Source organism: Cupriavidus taiwanensis, assembly GCF_900250075.1.
In the GTDB taxonomy this organism is placed as follows: Bacteria; Pseudomonadota; Gammaproteobacteria; order Burkholderiales; family Burkholderiaceae; genus Cupriavidus; species Cupriavidus taiwanensis_C.
In genome coordinates this window covers 1,846,633-1,866,946 of sequence record NZ_LT977070.1, presented here as the reverse complement: position 1 = coordinate 1,866,946, position 20,314 = coordinate 1,846,633, and the positions used below count along the sequence as shown (strand labels likewise).

Below are 20,314 nucleotides of genomic sequence, written 5' to 3'. Positions count from 1 at the left end.
GCGGGGCACGCGCATGCCTGCGCTTCGCATAGCCGGCACACATTACTAGACCAGACTGACCCTACCCGGAGACCACCGATGCCTTCCAACCAACCGGCGGCCAGCGTGCCCGCCTTCGACAGCCTGGGCGGCAACGCCCGGCTCGACACCGACACCCAGATCGAGAAACGCGCCTACAGCAAGGTGTTCTGGCGCATCATGCCGTTCCTGATGCTGTGCTACGTGGTCGCCTACCTCGACCGCGTCAACGTCGGCTTTGCCAAGCTGCAGATGGGCCAGGACCTGGCCTTCTCCGAGACCGTGTTCGGCCTGGGCGCCGGCCTGTTCTTCATCGGCTACTTCCTGTTCGAGGTGCCCAGCAACCTGCTGATGCACAAGATCGGCGCGCGCATCTGGATCGCCCGCATCATGATCACGTGGGGCATCATCTCGGCGCTGTTCCTGTTCGTGAAGACGCCGACGCAGTTCTACGTGATGCGCTTCCTGCTCGGCCTGGCCGAGGCGGGCTTCTACCCCGGCGTGATCCTGTACCTGACCTACTGGTACCCGGCCAACCGGCGCGCCAAGATGATCGCGCTGTTCATGTCGGGCATCCCGGTTGCCGGCATGTTCGGCAACCCGCTGTCGGGCTGGATCATGGACGCCTTCAACGGCACCCATGGCATGAGCGGCTGGCAATGGATGTTCCTGCTCGAAGCCCTGCCCGCGCTGGTGATCGGCGTGGTAACGATCTTCGTGCTGCGCGATGGCATCGACAAGGCCCCGTGGCTCAGCGCCGATGAAAAGCGCGTGCTCAAGCGCAATATCGACGAAGACCAGCAGAAGGCCGGCGCCGCCGCCGGCCAGGCGCACGGGCATTCGCTGGGCGCCGTGTTCAGCGACCGCCGGGTGTGGTGGATGTGCCTGATCTACTTCTGCTTCGTCACCGGCCAGTACGCGCTGACGTTCTGGATGCCCACGCTGGTCAAGGCCAGCGGCGTCACCGGCAACCTGAAGATCGGCCTGCTGTCGGCGATCCCGTTCATCTGCGCCATCGTCGTCATGAACATCCTCGGCCACAGCGCCGACGCGCGCCAGGAGCGCCGCTGGCACCTGATCGTGCCGGCGCTGATGGGTGCGGTGGGCTTTGCCATTGCCGCCTCGTTCACCAACAATACGACCGTGTCGATCGCCGCGCTGTCGCTGGCCGCCGCCGGGGTGCTGACCTGCGCGCCGCTGTTCTGGTCGCTGCCCACCGCGTTCCTGTCCGGCATTGCCGCCGCTTCCGGCATTGCCGTGGTGAACTCGGTCGGCAACCTGGCCGGGTTCGTGTCGCCATACATGGTCGGCGCGCTCAAGGACCTGACGCACAGCACGCAGCTGCCGATGTACGTGCTGTCCGCGATCCTGGTGGTCGGCGCCGTGCTGGTGTGGCTGACGCCGGCTAAACTGGTCAATCGCTGATATCCGGCCGGTCCGGTCGCGCTGATCGCGACCGGGCCGGCTTCGTCCTACGCTCTGGAGTTCCCATGCCGCGCTTCGCCGCAAATCTCTCGATGATGTACCACGAGCACGCGTTCCTGGATCGCTTCGCCGCTGCCGCGGCGGACGGCTTCCAGGCGGTGGAGTACCTGTTCCCGTACGAGCACCCCGCCGCCGAGCTGCGCGCGCGCCTCGACGCGAACGGTCTCGCCCAGGCGCTGTTCAATGCCCCGCCGGGTGACTGGGCAGCGGGCGAGCGCGGCCTGGCCTCGCTGCCGGGGCGCGAGGCGGAATTCCGCGATGCCGTCGGGCGCGCGCTGGAATACGCCGGCGTGATCGGCAATGACCGCGTGCACGTGATGGCAGGGCTGGTACCGGCCGATGCCGAACGCGCGCGCTACCGCGCCACCTACCTGGAAAACGTCGCTTTCGCCGCGCAGGAGGCCGCCGCGCAGGGCGTGACCATCGTGCTGGAGCCGATCAACACGCGCGACATGCCGGGCTATTTCCTGAACCGCCAGGACGACGCGCAGGCGATCTGCAAGGAGGTCGGCGCGGCCAACCTGAAGGTGCAGTTCGACTGCTACCACTGCCAGATCGTCGAGGGCGATATCGCGATGAAGCTCAGGCGCGACATCGCCGGCATCGGCCATATCCAGATCGCCGGCGTGCCCGAGCGCCATGAGCCGGACCTGGGCGAGCTGAACTACCCGTACCTGTTCGACCTGATCGACTCGCTCGGCTATACGGGCTGGATCGGTTGCGAATACCGTCCGCGCGCCGGCACGTCCGAAGGACTGGGCTGGCTCAAGCCCTACCTCGGCCGCTGATTGCAGAACCACCACAGATCTCTTGCCATGAACGTACTGATTACCGGCGGCGCCGGCTTCCTTGGCCTGCAACTCGCCCGCCTGCTGCTGCAACGCGGCACCCTGAACCTGGACGGCAAGGCCGTTGCCTTCGAGCGCCTGACGCTGCTCGACGTGGTCGCGCCGCAAGGCCTCGACCAAGGCCTGGACAATGGGCGCGTACGCGTGGTGACAGGCGACCTGTCCGACCCGGCGGTGCTACGCCAGGCCATCGACCAGGACACCGGTGCGGTGTTCCACCTCGCCGCCGTGGTCAGCGGCCAGGCGGAGGCGGATTTCGACCTCGGCATGCGCGTCAACCTCGACGCCTCGCGCGCGCTGCTCGAAACCTGCCGCGAGCTGGGCCACAAGCCGCGCGTGCTGTTCACCAGCTCGGTCGCGGTCTATGGCGGCGAACTGCCGCCGGTGGTGCAGGACGACACCGCGCTGAACCCGCAATCGTCGTACGGCGTGCAGAAGGCCATCGGCGAACTGCTGCTGTCGGACTACAGCCGCCGCGGCTTCGTCGACGGCCGCGTGCTGCGCCTGCCGACCATCAGCGTGCGTCCGGGCAAGCCCAATGCGGCGGCCTCGTCGTTCGCCAGCGGCATCATCCGCGAGCCGCTGTCGGGCGTCGCAGCGAACTGCCCGGTGGCGCCGGAGACGAAGCTGTGGCTGTTGTCGCCGCGCGCGGCGGTTGCCGCGCTGGTCAACGGCATCGAACTGGCCGGCGAACGGCTGGGCAACCGCCGCGTCATCAACCTGCCGGGGGTGTCGGTGACGGCGGCGGGCATGGTCGATGCGCTGCGCCGCGTGGCCGGCGATGCGGTGGCGGACCTCGTGACGTGGGAACGCGAGGAGCGCATCGAGAAGATCGTCGGCACGTGGCCGGCGGCGTGGAATGCCGAACGGGCCTTGTCGCTGGGGTTCGAGAGCGATGCCAGCTTTGATGCGGTGATCCGGGCTTATATGGAAGATGCGGGAGTGGGCAAGTAAGCTTCGCCGCGCCGCCATGGCGACTGCCTATTCAGTTGCTGAGCGCCGGTCCCCTCTCCCGCTTGCTTGCGGGAGAGGGGAGAAAACAAGCGGGATTTGGAGGATTCTTGCGAACCCTTACCCCGCCGGCTTCACCACCTCATACCCCTCGATAATCTCTCGCACTACCCCCGGGATCGACGCCGACTTCTGCGTCGCCGGGTCCGCGCACACATAGACGATTTCACCGGTGATCAGGTGCTCGTCGCCTCGATACATCTCCACCCGGAACAGCATGCTGGACCGCCCCAGCCGCGCCATGCGCCCGCGCAGTTCCAGCTCATCGTCAAAGCGCGCCGATGCGTGATACTCGAGCGTGGACTTGACCACGAAGATATCGACGCCGTGCGCGTGCAATACGTCCTCGGGATAGCGGATCCCCAGCGCACGCCAGTACTCCGTCACGCAGATATCGCAATACGTCAGGTAGTGCGCATTGAAGACGATCGATTGCGGATCGACTTCGGACCAGCGCACGCGCAGCGGGATGGTGTGGCGGAACTCCTCTTTGGCCATTGACGTGGTCTCCTTGTTGGTTGTTCTGGAACGCTGGAAAGACATCAGGCCGCCGTACCCGCCGGCGCGGAGCCGGCAGGCGCGGCGGCCTGGATGCATGCGAGGCGGTGGATCAGCGCGGGCTTACTGCGGCTTGGCCAGCCCGAGCTTTTCGATGATCGCCTTTTCCTTCTTGACGGTTTCCGCCGCGAACTGCGCGTACTGCTGGCTGTTCAGATAGAACGGCTCCATGTCGAACTTGGCCAGCGACTCGCGGTAGTTGGGCATTTCCATGGCCTTCTTGAAGGCGTCATGCAGCTTCTGCACGATCTTCGGGTCGGTGCCCTTGGGCGCGACCAGGCCGAACGGCGAGGTCTGCACGATGCCCATGCCAAGTTCCTTCAGCGTCGGCACGTTGGGGAAGCGCGCCGAGCGCTTCTCGCCCCAGGTCGACAGCAGGCGCAGCTTGCCCTGCTCCACGTACGGCGCCCACGCCGGCGTGTCGGCCACCGACATCACGTGGCCGCCCAGCAGCGCCTGCATCGATTCCGAATTGCCCTTGTAGGGGATGTGCGAGAACTGCACGCCCTGCTTCATGGCCAGTTCTTCCATGGTCAGGTGCAGCGTCGTCATCGAGCCCGGCGAGCCGTAGGTCAGCTTGCCCGGGTTGGCCTTGGCGTAGGCAATGTACTCCTGCATGGTCTTGATCGGCGAATCGGCCGGCACCACCAGGCCGAACGAATAGCCGGCCAGGTTGATGATGTAGCTCAGGTCCTTGACCGGATCCCAGTTGATCTTGGTGGTGTACGGCAGGCGATAGACCGGCATGGCCACCTGCGCCAGCGTGTAGCCGTCCGGCGCGGTGCTCTGCATCAGCTGCGCCGGCAGCACGCCGCCGGCACCGGGCTTGTTCTCGACGATCACCGGCTGGCCCAGGATCTTCGAGGCGTTGTCGGCCAGCACGCGGAACGGGATATCCGTGGAGCCGCCGGCGGTGTAGCCGATCACCAGCCGGATCGGGCGCTGCGGGAACTTGTCGGCCTGGGCCTGGGCGGGCATGGCGGCAAGGCCGAGGGCCGCGGTGGCGGCGGCGATGCCGGCGCGGGCGAGGAAGTGGCGGCGTTGCATTTGAAAGTGTCTCCTAGTGCTGCAAATCACTGCTTGAAAAATGCGTGGACCGGCGCGACCGCAAGGCGGGCCCTAGTCCTGCGAGGGACCGAACGCGGTGCGCAGCGCGGCGACGGCATCGGCATGCGCCTGCGCCACCGCGGGCACGAACCGGCCCAGCTTGAAGAAATCATGGATCATGCCGGGGTAGTCGGCCAGCGTGGCGTCGACGCCGGCGGCGCGCAGCTTTTCGGCATAGGCCACGCCCTCGTCATGCAGCGGGTCGTAGCCCGCCACCGCGATCCAGGCCGGGCAGACCCCGCGCACCTCGGCGCCGGTGCCGCCGCCGTCCAGCGGCGCAAAGCGCCAGTCATCGCGGCTGGCATCCTGGTCCAGGTACTGCGCGAAAAACCAGCGGATCATGTCCGCCGTCAGCAGGTAGCCGTCGGCCAGCGCGCGGTGCGACGGCGTATCCTGGCGCGCGCAGGTGCCGGGATAGACCAGCAGTTGCAGCACCGGTGCCAGCCCGGCATCGCGGGCCTCGACCGCGCAGGCGGCGGCCAGCGTGCCGCCGGCGCTGTCGCCGCCCAGGCCGATGCGGGCCAGGTCGGCGCCGAGCTTGTCGGCTTCGGCGAAGACCCAGTGCAGCACATCGAAGGCGTCGTTGACCGCGGTCGGAAAGCGCCACGCGGGCCCGAGCCGGTAGTCCACCGACAGCACCATGCAATCGGCCTGGCCGCACAGCAGGCGGCACAGCGGATCGTGCGAATCGACGCTGCCGACCGTGAAGCCGCCGCCATGGAAGTACACCAGCAGCGGCAGCGGCTCGATCCAGCTGGCTTCGCGCGGCGTGTACAGCCGGACCGGGATGGCGTGGCCGTCGCGGGCCGGCACCAGCAGGTCTTCCGCGGTATGCACCGGCGGCGGGTTGATGTCGAGGATCGGCGCGCTTTTCTCGTAGGCGATCTTGGCGTCTTCCGGCGCCATGGCGTGGATCGGCGGCCGCTTGGCGCGGGCGATCAAGGCCAGCAACGCGGCCATCTGCGGGTCCAGCGGATTATCCGGCAGGCCTGGCGTGGCGGATCGGGAAGACGGTACGACAGACATAGGGCGTGATGCGGCGCAAACCCGGCGCCGGCCTCGCGCAGCAGCGCTGGCGCGGCGTCGGCATCGGGACAAGTTCGAATAGTGAACGATCGTTCGATTTTAGTATGATGCCAGATGTTTCCGACCCCGGGCAGTCCGAGATAACCCCGAAAAGTCCTACTCATCGTGCCACGCGGCAAGTTTTTGCGCGATGATCGGCTGGCAGCACGCCGAGGGCGAGCGGAAACGATTGCGGCAGGTCCATTGAACCCCAGGACAGCGCACGGCGCCAGCCACAGGCCTGGCCCGTGACAACGAGGAATTCCAGCGCGAATTCCACTATTTCGCGGCAGATCCCAGCAGGAGACAAGCAAACATGGCGTTCATCTACTATCTGACCCACATTCACCTGGACTTCGGCGCGGTCAGCGTGCTGAAGTCGGAATGCGAGCGCATCGGCATCCGCCGGCCGCTGCTGGTGACTGATCAGGGGGTGGTCGCGGCCGGCGTGGCGCAGCGCGCCATCGATGCGATGCAGGGCCTGCCGGTAGCGGTGTTCGACGAGACCCCGTCGAACCCGACCGAGGCCATGGTGCGCAAGGCCGCCGCACAGTACCGCGAGCAAGGCTGCGACGGGCTGGTGGCGGTGGGCGGCGGATCGTCGATCGACCTGGCCAAGGGCATCGCCATCCTGGCCACGCACGAGGGCGAGCTGACCACCTATGCCACCATCGAAGGCGGCAGCGGCAAGATCACCGACCAGGCCGCGCCGCTGATCGCGGTGCCCACCACGTCCGGCACCGGCAGCGAGGTCGCGCGCGGCGCCATCATCATCCTGGACGACGGCCGCAAGCTGGGCTTCCATTCCTGGCACCTGCTGCCCAAATCGGCGGTGTGCGATCCCGAGCTGACGCTGGGCCTGCCCGCCGGCCTGACCGCCGCCACCGGCATGGACGCCATCGCCCACTGCATCGAGACCTTCCTGGCGCCCGCCTTCAACCCGCCCGCGGACGGCATCGCGCTCGACGGCCTGGAGCGCGGCTGGACCCATATCGAGCGCGCCACCCGCGACGGCAACGACCGCGATGCGCGCCTGAACATGATGAGCGCGTCGATGCAGGGCGCGATGGCGTTCCAGAAGGGACTGGGCTGCGTGCATTCGCTGTCGCACCCGCTCGGCGGGCTGAAGATCGACGGCCGCACCGGCCTGCACCACGGCACGCTCAACGCGGTGGTGATGCCGGCGGTGCTGCGCTTCAATGCCGACGCGCCGACCGTGGTGCGCGATCACCGCTACGCGCGCCTGCGCCGCGCCATGCACCTGCCCGACGGCGCCGACCTGGCGCAGGCGGTGCACGACATGACCGCGCGCCTGGGCCTGCCCACCGGGCTGCGCCAGATGGGCGTCACCGAGGACATGTTCGACAAGGTGATCGCCGGCGCGCTGCGCGACCACTGCCACAAGACCAACCCGAAAGAAGCCAGCGCCGCGGATTATCGGCGTATGCTTGAGCAGTCCATGTAGCACACCGCGTAGCATCCAGCGGCTTCCCGCCGGTCGGACCGACCAAGCGGCTGTCCGGCGGCCCTCCCTCCACAGCGCAGGAGACAACATGAGCGGCGAGCACTTGCAGGTAGTCCATGGCGACATCACCCGGATGGAAGTCGATGCCATCGTCAATGCGGCCAACAGCGGCCTGCTCGGCGGCGGCGGCGTCGACGGGGCCATCCACGGGGCCGGCGGCCCCGCCATCATGGAAGCCTGCCGCGCAATCCGCGACGCGCAGGGCGGCTGCCCCACCGGCGAGGCGGTGCTGACCACCGGCGGCCGCCTGCCGGCACCGTACGTGATCCACGCGGTCGGTCCGGTGTGGCAAGGCGGAGGCCAGGGCGAGGAAGAGCAGCTCGCCAATGCCTACCGCAACAGCATCCGTCTGGCGGCGCAGCATCACCTGCGCACGGTGGCCTTTCCCAATATCAGCACCGGCATCTATGGCTTCCCGCGCGAGCGCGCGGCGGATATCGCCATCGCCGCGGTGCGCGAGGCGCTGGCCGCGGCGCCGGAGATCGAGCAGGTCACCTTCGTCTGCTTCGACGACGAAAACTACCGGCTTTACCGCGAGCGGCTGAGCTGAAGCCCCATGCGGCGGCCTGCGCCGCCGCATGCGGTGCGTTGCCAGCGGTCAGGCCGGCAGCGCGCTGCGGATCAGCTGGTTGATCCGCTCGGGCTGTTCGTGGATCACCCAGTGGGTGCCTTCGGGGATGCGCTCCAGCCGCAGGTCGGGCACGAAATCGGCCAGGCCGTCCACCAGCGACTTCGGCAGCGCGCGGTCGCGCTCGCCCCACACCACCAGGGTCGGCACCCTGACCACGAACGCCGCCGGATCCAGCCGTGAAATATCGGGCGGCGGCTCGCCCTCGCCCGGCGGATGCATCGGCGAGGCCCGGTAGAAATTGACGCCGCCGGTGAGCGGATGCACGCCGGCGTCCTTGCCTTCGCCCGGCTGCGACCACGCCGCGTGGTACCGGGCGCGCGTCTCGGCGGTGTACCAGGCCGCCGGCTTGCCGTCGTCGTCGGACAGCATCCGGTCCAGCAGCGCAAAGTCGTTGGCCGCCAGCGCCTGTTCCGATCCGGGCTTGCGCAGCCAGTTCATGTAGGCCGACGCGGCCTGCTGCGCCGGATCGGTGGCGAGCGCGCGCGCGAACAGGTACGGGTGCGGCGAATTGACGATGACGAGCTGGCGCACCAGCTGCGGGAACTGGATCGCCAGGTTCCAGCAGATCGCCCCGCCCCAGTCGTGCGCCACCACGATCGCCTGGTCATAGCCCAGCGCGCCGATGAACTGCACCAGATCTTCGACGATATGGCGCGGGCGGTAGGCCTCTACCTCGCCGGGCTTGCTCGACAGGTTGAAGCCGCGCAGGTCGGGCGCGACGGCGAAATGCGTGCGCCCGAACTCAGCCAGCTGCGCCTCCCATTCGAACCAGAATTCCGGAAAGCCGTGCACGAACAGCATCAGCGGCTTGCCGCGCTCGCCGGCGCTGGCGTAGTGCAGCCGGGTGCCATTGGGCAGCGTGGCGTACTGCAGGTGGCGGATCACGGCGGCGGGGGCTGCCATGTTGTTCTCCATATGCGGTCCTCCTCGTTGTGGCGTGGTGCTGGCCAGGGTTGGCGAACGTCCAACTCAGCCGCGCAACGCGGCAACCAGGCCCGCGCGGACCTCGGGCTTGTCGGCAAACGGATCGCCGGGGTTGCGCTGCCCGACGATATCCTCGAAGCGCTGGCGCACGGGGGCGAGCGCCTGGGGGTGGGAATAAATATAGAAGCTTTCGTCGCGGATGGCATCGAAGGTGATTTGCGCCACCTCCGCCGCGGTCACCTTGCCCGAGCCGACGGCCTTGTCAGACAAGGCCTGCGACACCAGCTGCGAACGCGTCGGCGGCGCCTGGTTGGCCAGGTCGGCGGGCCGGTTGCGCTGCGACTGGCTGATGCCGGTCGGCACGAAGTACGGGCACAGCACCGAGCAGCGCACCTGCTCCGTCACCAGCCCGAGGTCCTGGTACAGGGTTTCCGTCAGCGCCACCACCGCGTGCTTGGACACGTTGTAGACGCCCATCGCCGGCGGATTCAGCAAGCCCGCCATCGATGCGGTGTTGACGATATGCCCCTCGAACGCCGGGTCCTTCTCCGCGGCCGCCAGCATCAGCGGCGTAAAGGTGCGCACGCCGTGCACCACGCCGTACAGGTTGACGCCCATCACCCATTCCCAGTCCCGCTCCGAGTTTTCCCAGATCAGGCCGCCCGCGCCGACGCCGGCATTGTTGAACAGCAGGTTGACCTGGCCGAAGGCTTCGATCGCGGCATCGGCCAGTGCCTGGACCTGCTCGGCGCGCGAGACGTCGGTACGCAGGCCGATCACCGGCACGTTGCGCGCCTGGAACTCGGCGACGGTTGCGTCCAGCGCGTCTTCCTGCACGTCGGCCAGCACCAGCTTCATGCCGAGGTCGGCGGCAATGCGGGCAAATTCCTTGCCGAAGCCCGAGGCGCCGCCGGTAATGACGGCCACCCTGTTGGAGAAATCCTTCATGTCGTGTGTCCTGTCGCGTGAGTCGAATGGAAAATGCCGGCCGCGGCGCGGCGCGGCAGTGTCAGTCCAGCAGGTCGGGCTGTTCCTTGACGATGCGGGCATAGAGCGGCTGGAACTGGAACCAGCCCGCCTGCGCCGTGCCGACGATGGAATAAGCCTGGCGCGCGGCGGCGTCGGCAATCACCTTCAGCGGCGCCTGCGTGCGCGCGGCGGCGGCTTCGGCCAGCAGCTGCACCTGGCAGGAGCGCTCCATGGTGATGAACCACCACGCCGCTTCGTCGACGGTCTTGCCGACCGTCAGCAGGCCGTGGTTCTGCAGGATCGCAGCCTTGTTCTGCCCGAGCGCGTTGGCGATGCGCTGGCCCTCGTCCAGCTCCACCACCACGCCGCCGAAGTCGTCATAGACCGCATGGTCGTTGTAGAACGCGCACACGTCCTGCGTCAGCGCATCGAGCGGGCGCCCCAGCGTCGACCAGGCGCGGCCATAGGTGCTGTGCGAATGCGCGGCGGCAACCGCGTCGGGGCGGGTCTGGTGCACGCGCGAATGGATGGCGAAGGCCGCGGCATTGACCGGGTACTCGCCTTCGACCACGTCGCCGTGGTGATCGCAGCGGATCAGGTTGGAGACCCGGACCTGGCTGAAATGCACGCCGAAGGGATTGACCCAGAAGGTGTCGGGAAACTCGGGGTCGCGCGCGGTGATATGGCCGGCCACGCCTTCGTCGAAGCCGAATTTCGAGAACAGCCGGAAGGCGGCGGCCAGGCGCTGCTTGCGATGCAGGCGCTCTTCGCCCACGGTGGCGAACTGCGGCGGCCGTGGCAGGTTGCGGTAGCGGGCCTTGACCTCTTCGGGCAGGCCGGCGCCGATCTCGTCATCAGTGGCTTGCGGGATTTGGGGGGCATTCATGAGGTGTCTCCTCTTGTGTCAGCAGTCCCATGGACCGCAACCTCATATTGGAGTGACAAACTACGCGCCCTACTTCGTCATTCCCGCGCCTACCCAAAGCGCACGTGGGCGGGAATCCAGCGCCTTTGAAAGCCACTGGGTCCCCGCCTTCGCGAGGACGACGTGTCGGTTATTGAAACCTCGCCAGCATGGCCGGCACTTACACCAGCTTGACCAGCTGCTTGCCGAAGTTCTTGCCCTTGAGCAGGCCCATGAAGGCTTCCGGCGCGCTGGCCAGGCCTTCGGCGATGCTTTCGCGGAACTTGAGCTTGCCCTGCGCGACCGCGGTGCCCAGTTCCTTCAGCGCCTGCGGCCACACGTCCATGTGCTCCGAGACAATAAAGCCTTCGATGGTCAGGCGCGAGACCAGGATCAGCTGCGGGTTCTTCAGCGGCAGCGGCTGGCCGTCATAGCCGGCGATCATGCCGCACATGGCGATGCGGCCGAAGGCGTTCATGCGCGACAGCACCGCGTCGAAGATCTCGCCGCCGACGTTCTCGAAATAGCCGTCGATGCCGTCGGGCGTGGCTTCCTTGAGCATGGTGTAGAGCTCTTTCGGGTCCTTCGCCGCCTTGTAGTCGATACAGGCATCGAAACCCAGCTCGTTGACCACGTAGTCGCACTTGTCCTTGCCGCCGGCAAAGCCCACCGCGCGGCAGCCTGCCAGCTTGGCCAGCTGGCCGACCACGCTGCCGACCGCGCCCGACGCGGCGCTGACCGCGATGGTCTTGCCCGCCTTGGGCTGGATGACCTTGTTCAGGCCATACCACGCGGTCACGCCCGGCATGCCGACCGCGCCGAGATAGGCCGACAGCGGGATATGCGTGGTATCGACCGGCTGCAGGCCGGTGCCGTCGCTGACGCCCATTTCCTGCCAGCCGAACATGCCGACCACCTTGTCGCCCGGCTTGAACTTGCTGTTCTTGCTCTCCACCACTTCGCCGACGGTGCCGCCGATCATCACCTCGTTGAGCGGCTGCGGCGCGGCGTAGGACTTGCTGTCGTTCATGCGTCCGCGCATATACGGGTCGAGCGACAGGTAATGATTGCGCACCAGCACCTGGCCGTCGGCGATCTGCGGCACGGGCACTTCTTCCAGCCGGAAATTGGCCGGCGTCACCGCGCCTTCGGGACGCGAGGCCAGGACGATGCGCTTGAACGTGTTGGACATGGTCGGGTTCCTTCCAATGGGAGATGGAAACTGCATGGAAACTGCTGAAGCGGGGCAATGCCGGACATGAAACGCCCCGCCTGCCCTGGCGCCGGCGCTCAGCCGTCGGCGCCGGTATCGGTTTCGCCCGGGCGCTGCGGCGGCATGCGCCGGATGTACTTGAACGTGCCCGAGCCGCGCGCCACGGTCTTGCCGTCGGCATCGACGATCTCGGCCTCGCAGAACACCATGGTGGTGGTGCGGTGCACGGTGGTGCCGCGCGCGGTCAGGTGGCCGCGGCCCGGCGCCATGAAGCTGCTCTTCATCTCGATGGTGACCACGCCGCGGCCATCGGCATCGCTGCTGCGGCCGGCCACCGCCATGGCCACGTCCAGCAGCGTCATGATGACGCCGCCGTGGGCCATGTCCCAGCTGTTCTGGTGGCGCTTTTCGGTCGACAGCGAGATCTCGCTGCGCCCGCCCTCGGCCAGGCTGCAGGTCACGCCAAGCTCGGCAAGGAAGGGGATATGGCTCAGGGAGCCGGTGTACTGGTTCATGGCAACGCAAGTGGAAGTGGGGGATTGGAGAGGCACCGGCGGTCTGGCCGCCGGCGCCGACCCCGCATTATTGCCGCAAACGAAGGCCGTTCGCTCAGACCGCGCTGACGCCGCCGTCGACCGCCAGAATCTGCCCGGTGATGTGCTTGCCGGCATCGCTGGCGAACAGCAGCGCGGCGCCTTTCAGGTCTTCGTCGTCGCCCAGCCGATGCAGCGGCACGCCCGCGCACATGGCCTCGACGCCCATGCGCTCGAGCGAGCCCCTGGTCATCTTGGACGGGAAGAAGCCCGGCGCCAGCGCGTTGACGGTGATGTTGTGCTCGCCCCACTCCGCCGCCAGCGTGCGCGTGAAATTGACCACCGCGCCCTTGGAGGTGTTGTAGGCAATGGTCTCCATCGACCCCGGCGGATTGCCGGCCAGGCCCGCGATCGACGCCACGTTGATGATTCGGCCGTAGCGGCGCGGGATCATCGACAGCTTGCCGATGCGCTGGCTCAGCAGGAACAGGCCGCGGATATTCAGGTTCATGACCTTGTCCCACGCTTCCAGCGGATGGTCTTCCGCCGGTGCGCCCCAGGTGGCGCCGGCGTTGTTGACCAGGATATCGACGTGGCCAAGCCTGGCGATGGCCTCGTCGGCCAGCCGGGCGATCTCGGCTTCCTGCGAGCCGTCGGCGGCGATCCAGTCGGCCTCGATGCCGAGGCCCTTCAGGTGTTCCTGCGCCGCGCGCAGTTCGTCGGCCTTGCGCGCCGACAGCACGATGCGCGCGCCCTGCTCGCCCAGCGCCTCGGCAATCTGCAGGCCAAGCCCGCGCGAGCCGCCGGTGATCAGCGCGGTCTTGCCCTTCAGGTCAAACAGTTGCTGGATGGTGCGCATGTTGTCTCTTCCTTGGTTGTCTTGAGTGAGGGGGCGGGCGCTCAGAACCAGGCGTCCTGCATGTCCAGCGTGGTGCGGTCGAGCGATGCCAGCAGGTCGAGATGGGGGCCGACCCTGGGCAGCTCGAAGCGGAAGAAGTACGCCGCCGCGGCCAGCTTGCCGCGATAGAAGTCCTGGTCTTCCTGGCCGCTCGCCTGCGCCAGCGCGGCCTGCGCCAGCAATGCCTGCTCCAGCCAGATCCACGCCACCACCACGTGCCCGAAGGCTTCGAGATAGACCGATGCGTTGGCCAGCGTCACGTTGACATCGCCGGCGCTCCACAGCGTCTGGGTCACCTCGGCCAGGCGCTTCGTTGAGGAGCCGAGCGCGCGCGCCTGCTGCGCCAGCTCGGCATCGTCCGCGGCCAGCGCGCGGCCGATGGTGGCCTGCACGCGCTCGCCCAGCAGCCTGAACGCGGCGCCATCCTTCATCACCACCTTGCGGCCCAGCAGGTCCAGCCCCTGGATGCCGTGCGTGCCTTCGTGGATCGGGTTCAGGCGGTTGTCGCGGTAGAACTGCTCGACGTTGTATTCGCGGGTGTAGCCATAGCCGCCATGCACCTGGATCGCCAGGTTGTTGGCTTCCAGGCACCACTGCGACGGCCAGCTCTTGGCGATCGGGGTCAGGATGTCGAGCAGCAGCGCCAGGCGCGCATGTGCGTCCTCGTCGCCGGCGGAGGCAGCGGCTTCTTCCTCGTCCACCAGCCGCGCGCAATACAGGTTCAGCGCCAGGCCGCCCTCGACATAGCTCTTCTGCGCCAGCAGCATGCGGCGGATATCGGCGTGCTCGACCAGCTTCACCTGCGGGCTGGCGGCATCCTTGCCGCCGGGGCCGACCGGGCGGCCTTGCGGACGGTTGCGCGCATAGTCCAGTGCATGCAGGTAGCCGGTATAGCCCAGCATCACCGCGCCCAGGCCCACGCCGATGCGCGCCTCATTCATCATGTGGAACATGCAGGCCAGGCCCTTGTGCGGCTCGCCCACCAGGTAGCCGATGGCACCGGCCTTGCCGCCCGGCTGGTACTTCATGCCCTCGCCGAAATTCAGCAGGCAGTTGGTGGTGCCGCGGTAGCCCATCTTGTGGTTCAGGCCGGCCAGCACCACGTCGTTGTGCTCGCCCAGCGAGCCGTCCTCGTTCACCAGGTACTTGGGCACGATGAACAGCGAGATGCCCTTCACGCCGGGGATCAGCTTGCCGTCGGGGCCGGGAATCTTGGCCAGCACCAGGTGGACGATGTTCTCCGACAGCTCGTGCTCGCCGGCCGAGATCCACATCTTGTTGCCGCGGAGCCGGTATTGCGCACCCAGCGGCGATTCGCCTTCGTACTCGGCGCGCGTCGTGATATCCGACAGCGACGAGCCGGCCTGCGGTTCGGACAGGCACATGGTGCCGAAGAAGCGCCCTTCCATTTCCGGCTTGACGAAGGTCTCGACCTGCGCCGGCGTGCCGTGTGTCAGCAGCAGGTTGGCGTTGCCGATGGTCAGGAACGGATAGGAACTGGTACCGACGTTGGCGCCCTTGAAATAGGCAAAGCCGGCTTTCTCGACCACCACCGGCAGCTGCATGCCGCCCAGCTCGTAATCCTGCCCGGCGGCCATCAGCCCGGCCTCGCAGAAGGCCTTCAGCGCGGTGCTGACCTCGGGGATGATGCTGACCGTCTCGCCGTCGAATTCGGGTTCGTGCTGGTCGTTCTTCTTGTTGTGCGGCGCGAACAGGTCGGTGGCGATCTTCTCGCAGGTGTCCAGCGCGGCATCGAAGGTCTCGCGCGAGTGGTCGGCGTAGCGCGGGATGCGGGTCAGCTCGTCGACCTTGAGCCATTCATACAGGATGAAGTTCAGGTCGCGGCGGGAAAGGATCATCGACATGGTGTCTCCAGGCGGCGCACTGCGTGGGGCGCCGCGAATTCTTTTAGCCAGATTCAAGGTGAAGCGGTCAAAAAAAAGGCGCTGCCGCGCCCCCTTCCCTTCCCTCGGTCAACCACCGTCGCCAAGGCGCGCGATGGTCCCCTGCGCTACCGCGCAGAGCTTCTCCTCGCCATCCCTGACCGCAAACACGTCGCAGCGCACCACCGCTTGCTGGCGGCCCACGCTGACGCATTCGGCGCGGGCGATCAGCAATTCGCCGATCGCCGGGCGCACATAGTTGATCTTGTACTCGGAAGTCACCACGGGCACCTGCATGGCCGCGCCGCCCGCGTAGGTCAGCGCGTTGTCGGCCAGGTAGCTGACCACGCCGCCGTGCAGGAAGCCATGCTGCTGTTGCAGCGCTTGCCGTATCGGCAGCCGCAGCTCGGCCTTGCCCGGCGACAGCGCCGCCAGCTCGGTCCCGACCAGGACCGAGAAGGGCTGGCTGGCCAGCACTTCGCGGCCCCAGGCGAGCATGCCGGGGGCCGTCGCCGGCCGCGTCGTGCCCGCTGCGGACATCAAAGGACCTCGAACAGGCCTGCGGCGCCCTGGCCGCCGCCGATGCACATCGTCACCACCACATACTTCACGCCCCGGCGCTTGCCCTCGATCAGCGCATGGCCAACCAGGCGCGCGCCCGACACGCCATACGGATGCCCCACCGCGATCGCGCCGCCGTTGACGTTGAGGCGGTCCATCGGGATGCCCAGCGTGTCGGCGCAGTACAGCACCTGCACCGCGAAGGCTTCGTTCAGTTCCCACAGGCCGATGTCGTCGACCTTCAGGCCAGCCTTCTTCAGCAGCTTGGGCACCGCGAAGACAGGGCCGATGCCCATCTCGTCCGGCTCGCAACCCGCCACGGCAAAGCCGCGGAACACGCCCAGCGGCTGCAGGCCCTTGGCCGCCGCCACGCGCGCGTTCATCACCACCGCCGCCGAGGCGCCGTCCGAGAACTGCGAGGCGTTGCCGGCGGTGATCACACCACCCGGCACGGCGCTGCGGATCTTGGAAACACCTTCGAGCGTAGTGTCGGCGCGAATGCCTTCGTCGCGGTCGATGGTGACTTCCTTCGTCACCAGTTGGCCGGTGGACTTGTCGGCAACGCCGGCAAGCACCGTCATCGGCACGATCTCGTCCTTGAACTTGCCGGCTTCCTGCGCGGCCGCGGCGCGCTGCTGGCTGCGCACGCCGTATTCGTCCTGGCGCTCCTTCGAGATGTTGTAGCGCTTGGCCACGTTCTCGGCGGTCTGCAGCATGTTCCAGTAGATTTCCGGCTTGTTCTTGGTCAGCCAGCTCTCCTGGACCATATGGCGGTTCATCTCCTGCTGCACGCACGAGATGCTCTCCACGCCGCCGGCCACGAAGATGTCGCCCTCGTCGGCGATCACGCGCTGCGCGGCCATGGCAATGGTCTGCAGGCCCGACGAGCAGAAGCGGTTGACGGTGGCGCCGGGCACGGTGACCGGGCAGCCGGCGCGCAGCGCGATCTGGCGCGCGATGTTGGCGCCGGTGGCGCCTTCCGGGTTGGCGCAGCCCATCAGCACGTCTTCGACCTCGGCGGCTTCGATCCTGGCGCGCGCGATGGCGTGCTGGACCGCATGGCCGCCCAGCGTGGCGCCGTGGGTCATGTTGAAGGCGCCCTTCCAGCTCTTGGCCAGGCCGGTCCGTGCGGTGGATACGATGACTGCTTCGTTCATGTGATGCTCCTCGAAATCTCTTGTGTCGTTCAGTTCGGTGTTTCGGTTCAGCCCTGACCACTGAGCAGGTCAACGGACATCACGCGCGCGACGCCGGCGGCGCCGAGGTCTTGCCATGCCTGTGCCAGCGAGCCTTGCAGGTCGATGGCACGGCATGCATCCTCGATCACCGCGGCCTCGAAGCCGGCGGCGCGCGCATCGAGCGCGCTCCAGGCCACGCAGTAGTCCGTCGCCAGCCCGGCGCAGAACACGCGCCTGACGCCATGCTCGCGCAGGTAGCCGGCCAGCCCGGTGCGCGTGGTGCGGTCCGCTTCCATAAAGGCGGAGTAGCTGTCCACGCCGGCATGATGGCCCTTGCGGATCACCAGCCGCGCGTGCGGCACGTGCAGCCCCGTATGCAGCGCGGCGCCGGGCGTGTCCTGCACGCAGTGCACCGGCCACAGCACCTGCTCGCCATACGGCAGCGTGAGCATCTGGAATGGCTGCGTACCGGCATGGTTGGCCGCGAACGAGACGTGCGCGGCCGGATGCCAGTCCTGCGTCAGCACCACGTGCCCGAACGCGCGCGCCAGCCGGTTGATGACGGGGACGACCTCGTCGCCGCGCGGCACGGCAAGCGCGCCGCCCGGCATGAAGTCGTTCTGCACGTCGATCACCAGCAGGCAATCGCCAGGTCGGAGGGTGGTGTCCATATCAGTGCCAGGGAGAACCGTGATGGCGTCTTAGCCGCGTCTTACCCGTTAAAGCCCTTGCCTTCGTCCGCCAGCTTCTGCAGCAGCGGCGCCACCTGCCAGGCTTCGCCGTGGTAGCCCTTGGCGTAGCGCTTCATGGCCAGCGCCACGTTGTACAGGCCGACCTGGTCCGCGTACAGCATCGGGCCGCCGCGGAACAGCGGGAAGCCGTAGCCGGTCAGGTACACCATGTCGATATCCGAGGCCTTGGAAGCAATGCCTTCTTCCAGGATCTTGGCGCCTTCGTTCACCAGCGCGAACACCAGGCGCTCGACGATCTCTTCATCCGAGATCTTGCGGCGCGTGATGCCCAGGTCCTTCGAATGCTGCACGATCATGTCGTTGACCTGCTGGTTCGGGTACGGCTTGCGGTCGCCCGCCTTGTAGTCGTACCAGCCCGCGCCGGTCTTCTGGCCGAAGCGGCCCATTTCGCACAGCAGGTCCGCGGTCTTGGAGTACTGGATGTCCGGCTTGTCCACGGCGCGGCGCTTGCGGATGGCCCAGCCGATGTCGTTGCCGGCCAGGTCGCCCATGCGGAACGGGCCCATGGCAAAGCCGAACTTCTCGATGGCCTTGTCGACCTGCTCGGGCAGCGCGCCTTCGTCCAGCAGGTAGCCCGCCTGGCGGCTGTACTGCTCGATCATGCGGTTGCCGATGAAGCCGTCGCACACGCCCGACACCACCGCGGTCTTCTTGATCTTCTTGGCCACCTGCATCACCGTGGCCAGCACGTCCTTGCCGGTCTGGTCGCCGCGCACCACTTCGAGCAGCTTCATCACGTTGGCCGGGCTGAAGAAGTGCATGCCGACCACGTCCTGCGGACGCTTGGTGAACGAGGCGATCTTGTTGACGTCCAGCGTGGAAGTGTTGGATGCCAGGATCGCGCCGGGCTTCATCACTTCGTCCAGCTTCTTGAACACGATTTCCTTGACGCCCATCTCTTCGAACACGGCCTCGATCACCATGTCGGCGTCCTTGATGTCGTCATAGGACAGCGTCGTGCTCAGCAGCCCCATGCGCTGCTCGACCTTCTCCTGCGTCAGCTTGCCCTTCTTGGCGCTGTTCTCGTAGTTCTTGCGGATGATGCCGACGCCGCGGTCGAGCGCTTCCTGCTTGGTTTCCAGGATCGTGACCGGGATGCCCGCGTTGAGGAAGTTCATGCTGATGCCGCCGCCCATGGTGCCGGCGCCGATCACGGCGACCTTCTCGATCTTGCGCACCGGCGTGCCTTCGGGCACGTCGGGGATCTTGCTGGCGGCGCGCTCGCCGAAGAAGGCATGGCGCAGCGCGCGCGATTCCGGCGTGGTCACAAGAAACAGGAAGCCCTCGCGCTCCTGCTTCAGACCCTGCTCGAACGGCTTGAGCGAGCCCGCCACGGCTTCCAGGCACTTCAACGGCGCCGGGAAGTTCTTGGCCATCGCGGCCACGGTGTTGCGGGCAAAGCCGAGGTAGCCCTCGGCATTCTCGTGGCGCACCTTCAGGTCGCGCACCTTGGGATGCGGGCCGCTGGCGGCGCCGACGTTCTGCGCAAACTTGACCGCCGCGGGCAGCACGTCACCGTCGACGATCTCATCGAAGAGCTTGGTGCCGGCGAACTTCTCGGACGGCACCGCGGTGCCCGACACGATCATGTTGGCGGCGGCCTCCAGGCCGATCACGCGCGGCAGGCGCTGCGTGCCGCCGGCGCCGGGCAGCAGGCCCAGCTTGACTTCCGGCAGCGCGATCTGCGCGCCCTTGGACGCCACGCGGTAATTGCAGCCCAGCGCCAGTTCCAGGCCGCCACCCATGGCAACCGAGTGCACGGCGGCGACCACCGGCTTGGACGAGGCTTCCAGCACACGGATCACCGAGTGCAGCGTCGGCTCCTGCATCGCCTTGGGCGTATTGAATTCACGGATGTCGGCGCCGCCCGAGAAAGCCTTGCCAGCGCCGGTGATGACGATCGCCTTGACGGCGGCATCGTCCAGCGCACGGGTCATGCCTTCGACGATGCCAAGCCGGGTGCTGTGACCCAGGCCGTTGACAGGGGGATTGTCGAGCGTGATGACGGCTACGCCGTCCTGAACCTGATACTGCGCTGTCATGCTGGTTCCTTTGGTGTCAGAAGTTGTCTCGGGATTCGAATTCTCGAATGAATGTTCTCTGCAGCGCGGGGCATGCCGGCTGACGCCGCGCCTGTCCCCGGGTCGCGGCCGTCACGGGCGGGGTTAACCCTTGACCCGATCCGCCGCTTTCCCGCGCCACGCAACGCCTTCCGGCGCTTGGGCGAAACAAGCATACACAAAATAGCACG

Annotated in this window: 19 protein-coding genes; 5 read left to right on the top strand and 14 right to left on the bottom strand. The window is 67.2% G+C overall.

The window, feature by feature from the left end; all coding sequences use genetic code 11:
- Positions 1-78: 78 nt before the first annotated feature.
- The 3 genes from CBM2588_RS08670 (at position 79) to denD (ending at position 3,305) form a co-directional block, all read left to right on the top strand.
- A complete protein-coding gene (locus CBM2588_RS08670) occupies positions 79-1,443 on the top strand; it encodes an MFS transporter (protein ID WP_115680188.1) in 1,365 nt (454 codons plus the stop codon).
- A gap of 65 nt (positions 1,444-1,508) precedes the next feature.
- Entirely contained in the window at positions 1,509-2,291 is a 783-nt protein-coding gene (gene otnI / locus CBM2588_RS08665) for a 2-oxo-tetronate isomerase (RefSeq protein ID WP_115680187.1), read from the top strand.
- A 27-nt stretch (positions 2,292-2,318) separates the two neighbouring features.
- Positions 2,319-3,305, top strand: coding sequence for a D-erythronate dehydrogenase (gene denD, locus CBM2588_RS08660; protein ID WP_115680186.1), 987 nt, complete (start codon positions 2,319-2,321; stop codon positions 3,303-3,305).
- A 117-nt stretch (positions 3,306-3,422) separates the two neighbouring features.
- Here denD and CBM2588_RS08655 read toward each other — a convergent pair whose 3' ends face one another.
- The 3 genes from CBM2588_RS08655 to CBM2588_RS08645 all read right to left on the bottom strand — a co-directional run bounded on the left by CBM2588_RS08655 (position 3,423) and on the right by CBM2588_RS08645 (position 6,053).
- A complete protein-coding gene (locus CBM2588_RS08655; RefSeq protein ID WP_115680185.1) occupies positions 3,423-3,860 on the bottom strand; it encodes a YbgC/FadM family acyl-CoA thioesterase in 438 nt (145 codons plus the stop codon).
- 123 nt (positions 3,861-3,983) lie between these two features.
- The gene (locus CBM2588_RS08650; RefSeq protein WP_115680184.1) at positions 3,984-4,967 is read right to left on the bottom strand and encodes a tripartite tricarboxylate transporter substrate binding protein; all 984 of its coding nucleotides are present in this window, start codon (positions 4,965-4,967) and stop codon (positions 3,984-3,986) included.
- Positions 4,968-5,039: 72 nt separating this feature from the next.
- Positions 5,040-6,053 (bottom strand): alpha/beta hydrolase, encoded by a 1,014-nt coding sequence (locus tag CBM2588_RS08645; protein WP_115680183.1) that lies wholly within the window; start codon positions 6,051-6,053, stop codon positions 5,040-5,042.
- 355 nt (positions 6,054-6,408) lie between these two features.
- Here CBM2588_RS08645 and CBM2588_RS08640 point away from each other — a divergent pair, with 355 nt between their 5' ends.
- Both CBM2588_RS08640 and CBM2588_RS08635 read left to right on the top strand, forming a co-directional pair.
- Positions 6,409-7,557 (top strand): iron-containing alcohol dehydrogenase, encoded by a 1,149-nt coding sequence (locus tag CBM2588_RS08640; RefSeq protein ID WP_115680182.1) that lies wholly within the window; start codon positions 6,409-6,411, stop codon positions 7,555-7,557.
- An 88-nt stretch (positions 7,558-7,645) separates the two neighbouring features.
- Positions 7,646-8,167 (top strand): O-acetyl-ADP-ribose deacetylase, encoded by a 522-nt coding sequence (locus tag CBM2588_RS08635; RefSeq protein WP_115680181.1) that lies wholly within the window; start codon positions 7,646-7,648, stop codon positions 8,165-8,167.
- Between the two features lie 48 nt (positions 8,168-8,215).
- Here the strand turns inward: CBM2588_RS08635 and CBM2588_RS08630 are convergent, their stop codons facing one another.
- From CBM2588_RS08630 to CBM2588_RS08580, 11 genes are all read right to left on the bottom strand, one after another.
- Entirely contained in the window at positions 8,216-9,163 is a 948-nt protein-coding gene (locus CBM2588_RS08630) for an alpha/beta fold hydrolase (protein ID WP_115680180.1), read from the bottom strand.
- A gap of 54 nt (positions 9,164-9,217) precedes the next feature.
- A complete protein-coding gene (locus tag CBM2588_RS08625) occupies positions 9,218-10,120 on the bottom strand; it encodes an SDR family oxidoreductase (protein WP_115680179.1) in 903 nt (300 codons plus the stop codon).
- Between the two features lie 61 nt (positions 10,121-10,181).
- Complete coding sequence (locus tag CBM2588_RS08620) at positions 10,182-11,027, bottom strand: class II aldolase/adducin family protein (protein WP_115680178.1); 846 nt, start codon at positions 11,025-11,027, stop codon at positions 10,182-10,184.
- Between the two features lie 199 nt (positions 11,028-11,226).
- Positions 11,227-12,237: an NADP-dependent oxidoreductase gene (locus CBM2588_RS08615; RefSeq protein ID WP_115680177.1), complete on the bottom strand. Its 1,011-nt coding sequence runs from the start codon at positions 12,235-12,237 to the stop codon at positions 11,227-11,229.
- A gap of 98 nt (positions 12,238-12,335) precedes the next feature.
- On the bottom strand, positions 12,336-12,773 hold the full coding sequence (locus CBM2588_RS08610; RefSeq protein ID WP_115680176.1) for a PaaI family thioesterase: 438 nt from the start codon (positions 12,771-12,773) through the stop codon (positions 12,336-12,338).
- A gap of 94 nt (positions 12,774-12,867) precedes the next feature.
- Positions 12,868-13,650, bottom strand: coding sequence for an SDR family oxidoreductase (locus tag CBM2588_RS08605; protein ID WP_115680175.1), 783 nt, complete (start codon positions 13,648-13,650; stop codon positions 12,868-12,870).
- A gap of 41 nt (positions 13,651-13,691) precedes the next feature.
- Positions 13,692-15,554: an acyl-CoA dehydrogenase gene (locus CBM2588_RS08600; RefSeq protein ID WP_115680174.1), complete on the bottom strand. Its 1,863-nt coding sequence runs from the start codon at positions 15,552-15,554 to the stop codon at positions 13,692-13,694.
- Positions 15,555-15,662: 108 nt separating this feature from the next.
- Positions 15,663-16,112, bottom strand: a complete 450-nt coding sequence (locus tag CBM2588_RS08595) for a PaaI family thioesterase (protein WP_115680173.1) — start codon at positions 16,110-16,112, stop codon at positions 15,663-15,665.
- On the bottom strand, positions 16,112-17,290 hold the full coding sequence (locus CBM2588_RS08590) for an acetyl-CoA C-acyltransferase (protein WP_115680172.1): 1,179 nt from the start codon (positions 17,288-17,290) through the stop codon (positions 16,112-16,114). The genes CBM2588_RS08595 and CBM2588_RS08590 overlap by 1 nt, the downstream gene beginning before the upstream one ends.
- Before the next feature lie 47 nt (positions 17,291-17,337).
- Entirely contained in the window at positions 17,338-17,982 is a 645-nt protein-coding gene (gene pncA / locus CBM2588_RS08585) for a bifunctional nicotinamidase/pyrazinamidase (RefSeq protein WP_115680171.1), read from the bottom strand.
- 41 nt (positions 17,983-18,023) lie between these two features.
- Complete coding sequence (locus tag CBM2588_RS08580) at positions 18,024-20,105, bottom strand: 3-hydroxyacyl-CoA dehydrogenase NAD-binding domain-containing protein (protein WP_115680170.1); 2,082 nt, start codon at positions 20,103-20,105, stop codon at positions 18,024-18,026.
- Positions 20,106-20,314 lie beyond the last annotated feature (209 nt).

What these genes read in the sequence shown, in the direction of transcription:
- denD (WP_115680186.1), top strand. Translation starts at nt 2,319, where the DNA reads ATGAACGTACTGATTACCGGCGGCGCCGGCTTCCTTGGCCTGCAACTC.
- CBM2588_RS08650 (WP_115680184.1), bottom strand. Translation starts at nt 4,967, where the DNA reads ATGCAACGCCGCCACTTCCTCGCCCGCGCCGGCATCGCCGCCGCCACC.
- CBM2588_RS08610 (WP_115680176.1), bottom strand. Translation starts at nt 12,773, where the DNA reads ATGAACCAGTACACCGGCTCCCTGAGCCATATCCCCTTCCTTGCCGAG.
- CBM2588_RS08635 (WP_115680181.1), top strand. Translation starts at nt 7,646, where the DNA reads ATGAGCGGCGAGCACTTGCAGGTAGTCCATGGCGACATCACCCGGATG.
- CBM2588_RS08625 (WP_115680179.1), bottom strand. Translation starts at nt 10,120, where the DNA reads ATGAAGGATTTCTCCAACAGGGTGGCCGTCATTACCGGCGGCGCCTCG.
- CBM2588_RS08655 (WP_115680185.1), bottom strand. Translation starts at nt 3,860, where the DNA reads ATGGCCAAAGAGGAGTTCCGCCACACCATCCCGCTGCGCGTGCGCTGG.
- CBM2588_RS08595 (WP_115680173.1), bottom strand. Translation starts at nt 16,112, where the DNA reads ATGTCCGCAGCGGGCACGACGCGGCCGGCGACGGCCCCCGGCATGCTC.
- CBM2588_RS08645 (WP_115680183.1), bottom strand. Translation starts at nt 6,053, where the DNA reads ATGTCTGTCGTACCGTCTTCCCGATCCGCCACGCCAGGCCTGCCGGAT.
- CBM2588_RS08590 (WP_115680172.1), bottom strand. Translation starts at nt 17,290, where the DNA reads ATGAACGAAGCAGTCATCGTATCCACCGCACGGACCGGCCTGGCCAAG.
- CBM2588_RS08600 (WP_115680174.1), bottom strand. Translation starts at nt 15,554, where the DNA reads ATGTCGATGATCCTTTCCCGCCGCGACCTGAACTTCATCCTGTATGAA.
- CBM2588_RS08615 (WP_115680177.1), bottom strand. Translation starts at nt 12,237, where the DNA reads ATGTCCAACACGTTCAAGCGCATCGTCCTGGCCTCGCGTCCCGAAGGC.
- CBM2588_RS08670 (WP_115680188.1), top strand. Translation starts at nt 79, where the DNA reads ATGCCTTCCAACCAACCGGCGGCCAGCGTGCCCGCCTTCGACAGCCTG.
- pncA (WP_115680171.1), bottom strand. Translation starts at nt 17,982, where the DNA reads ATGGACACCACCCTCCGACCTGGCGATTGCCTGCTGGTGATCGACGTG.
- otnI (WP_115680187.1), top strand. Translation starts at nt 1,509, where the DNA reads ATGCCGCGCTTCGCCGCAAATCTCTCGATGATGTACCACGAGCACGCG.
- CBM2588_RS08640 (WP_115680182.1), top strand. Translation starts at nt 6,409, where the DNA reads ATGGCGTTCATCTACTATCTGACCCACATTCACCTGGACTTCGGCGCG.
- CBM2588_RS08630 (WP_115680180.1), bottom strand. Translation starts at nt 9,163, where the DNA reads ATGGAGAACAACATGGCAGCCCCCGCCGCCGTGATCCGCCACCTGCAG.
- CBM2588_RS08605 (WP_115680175.1), bottom strand. Translation starts at nt 13,650, where the DNA reads ATGCGCACCATCCAGCAACTGTTTGACCTGAAGGGCAAGACCGCGCTG.
- CBM2588_RS08620 (WP_115680178.1), bottom strand. Translation starts at nt 11,027, where the DNA reads ATGAATGCCCCCCAAATCCCGCAAGCCACTGATGACGAGATCGGCGCC.
- CBM2588_RS08580 (WP_115680170.1), bottom strand. Translation starts at nt 20,105, where the DNA reads ATGACAGCGCAGTATCAGGTTCAGGACGGCGTAGCCGTCATCACGCTC.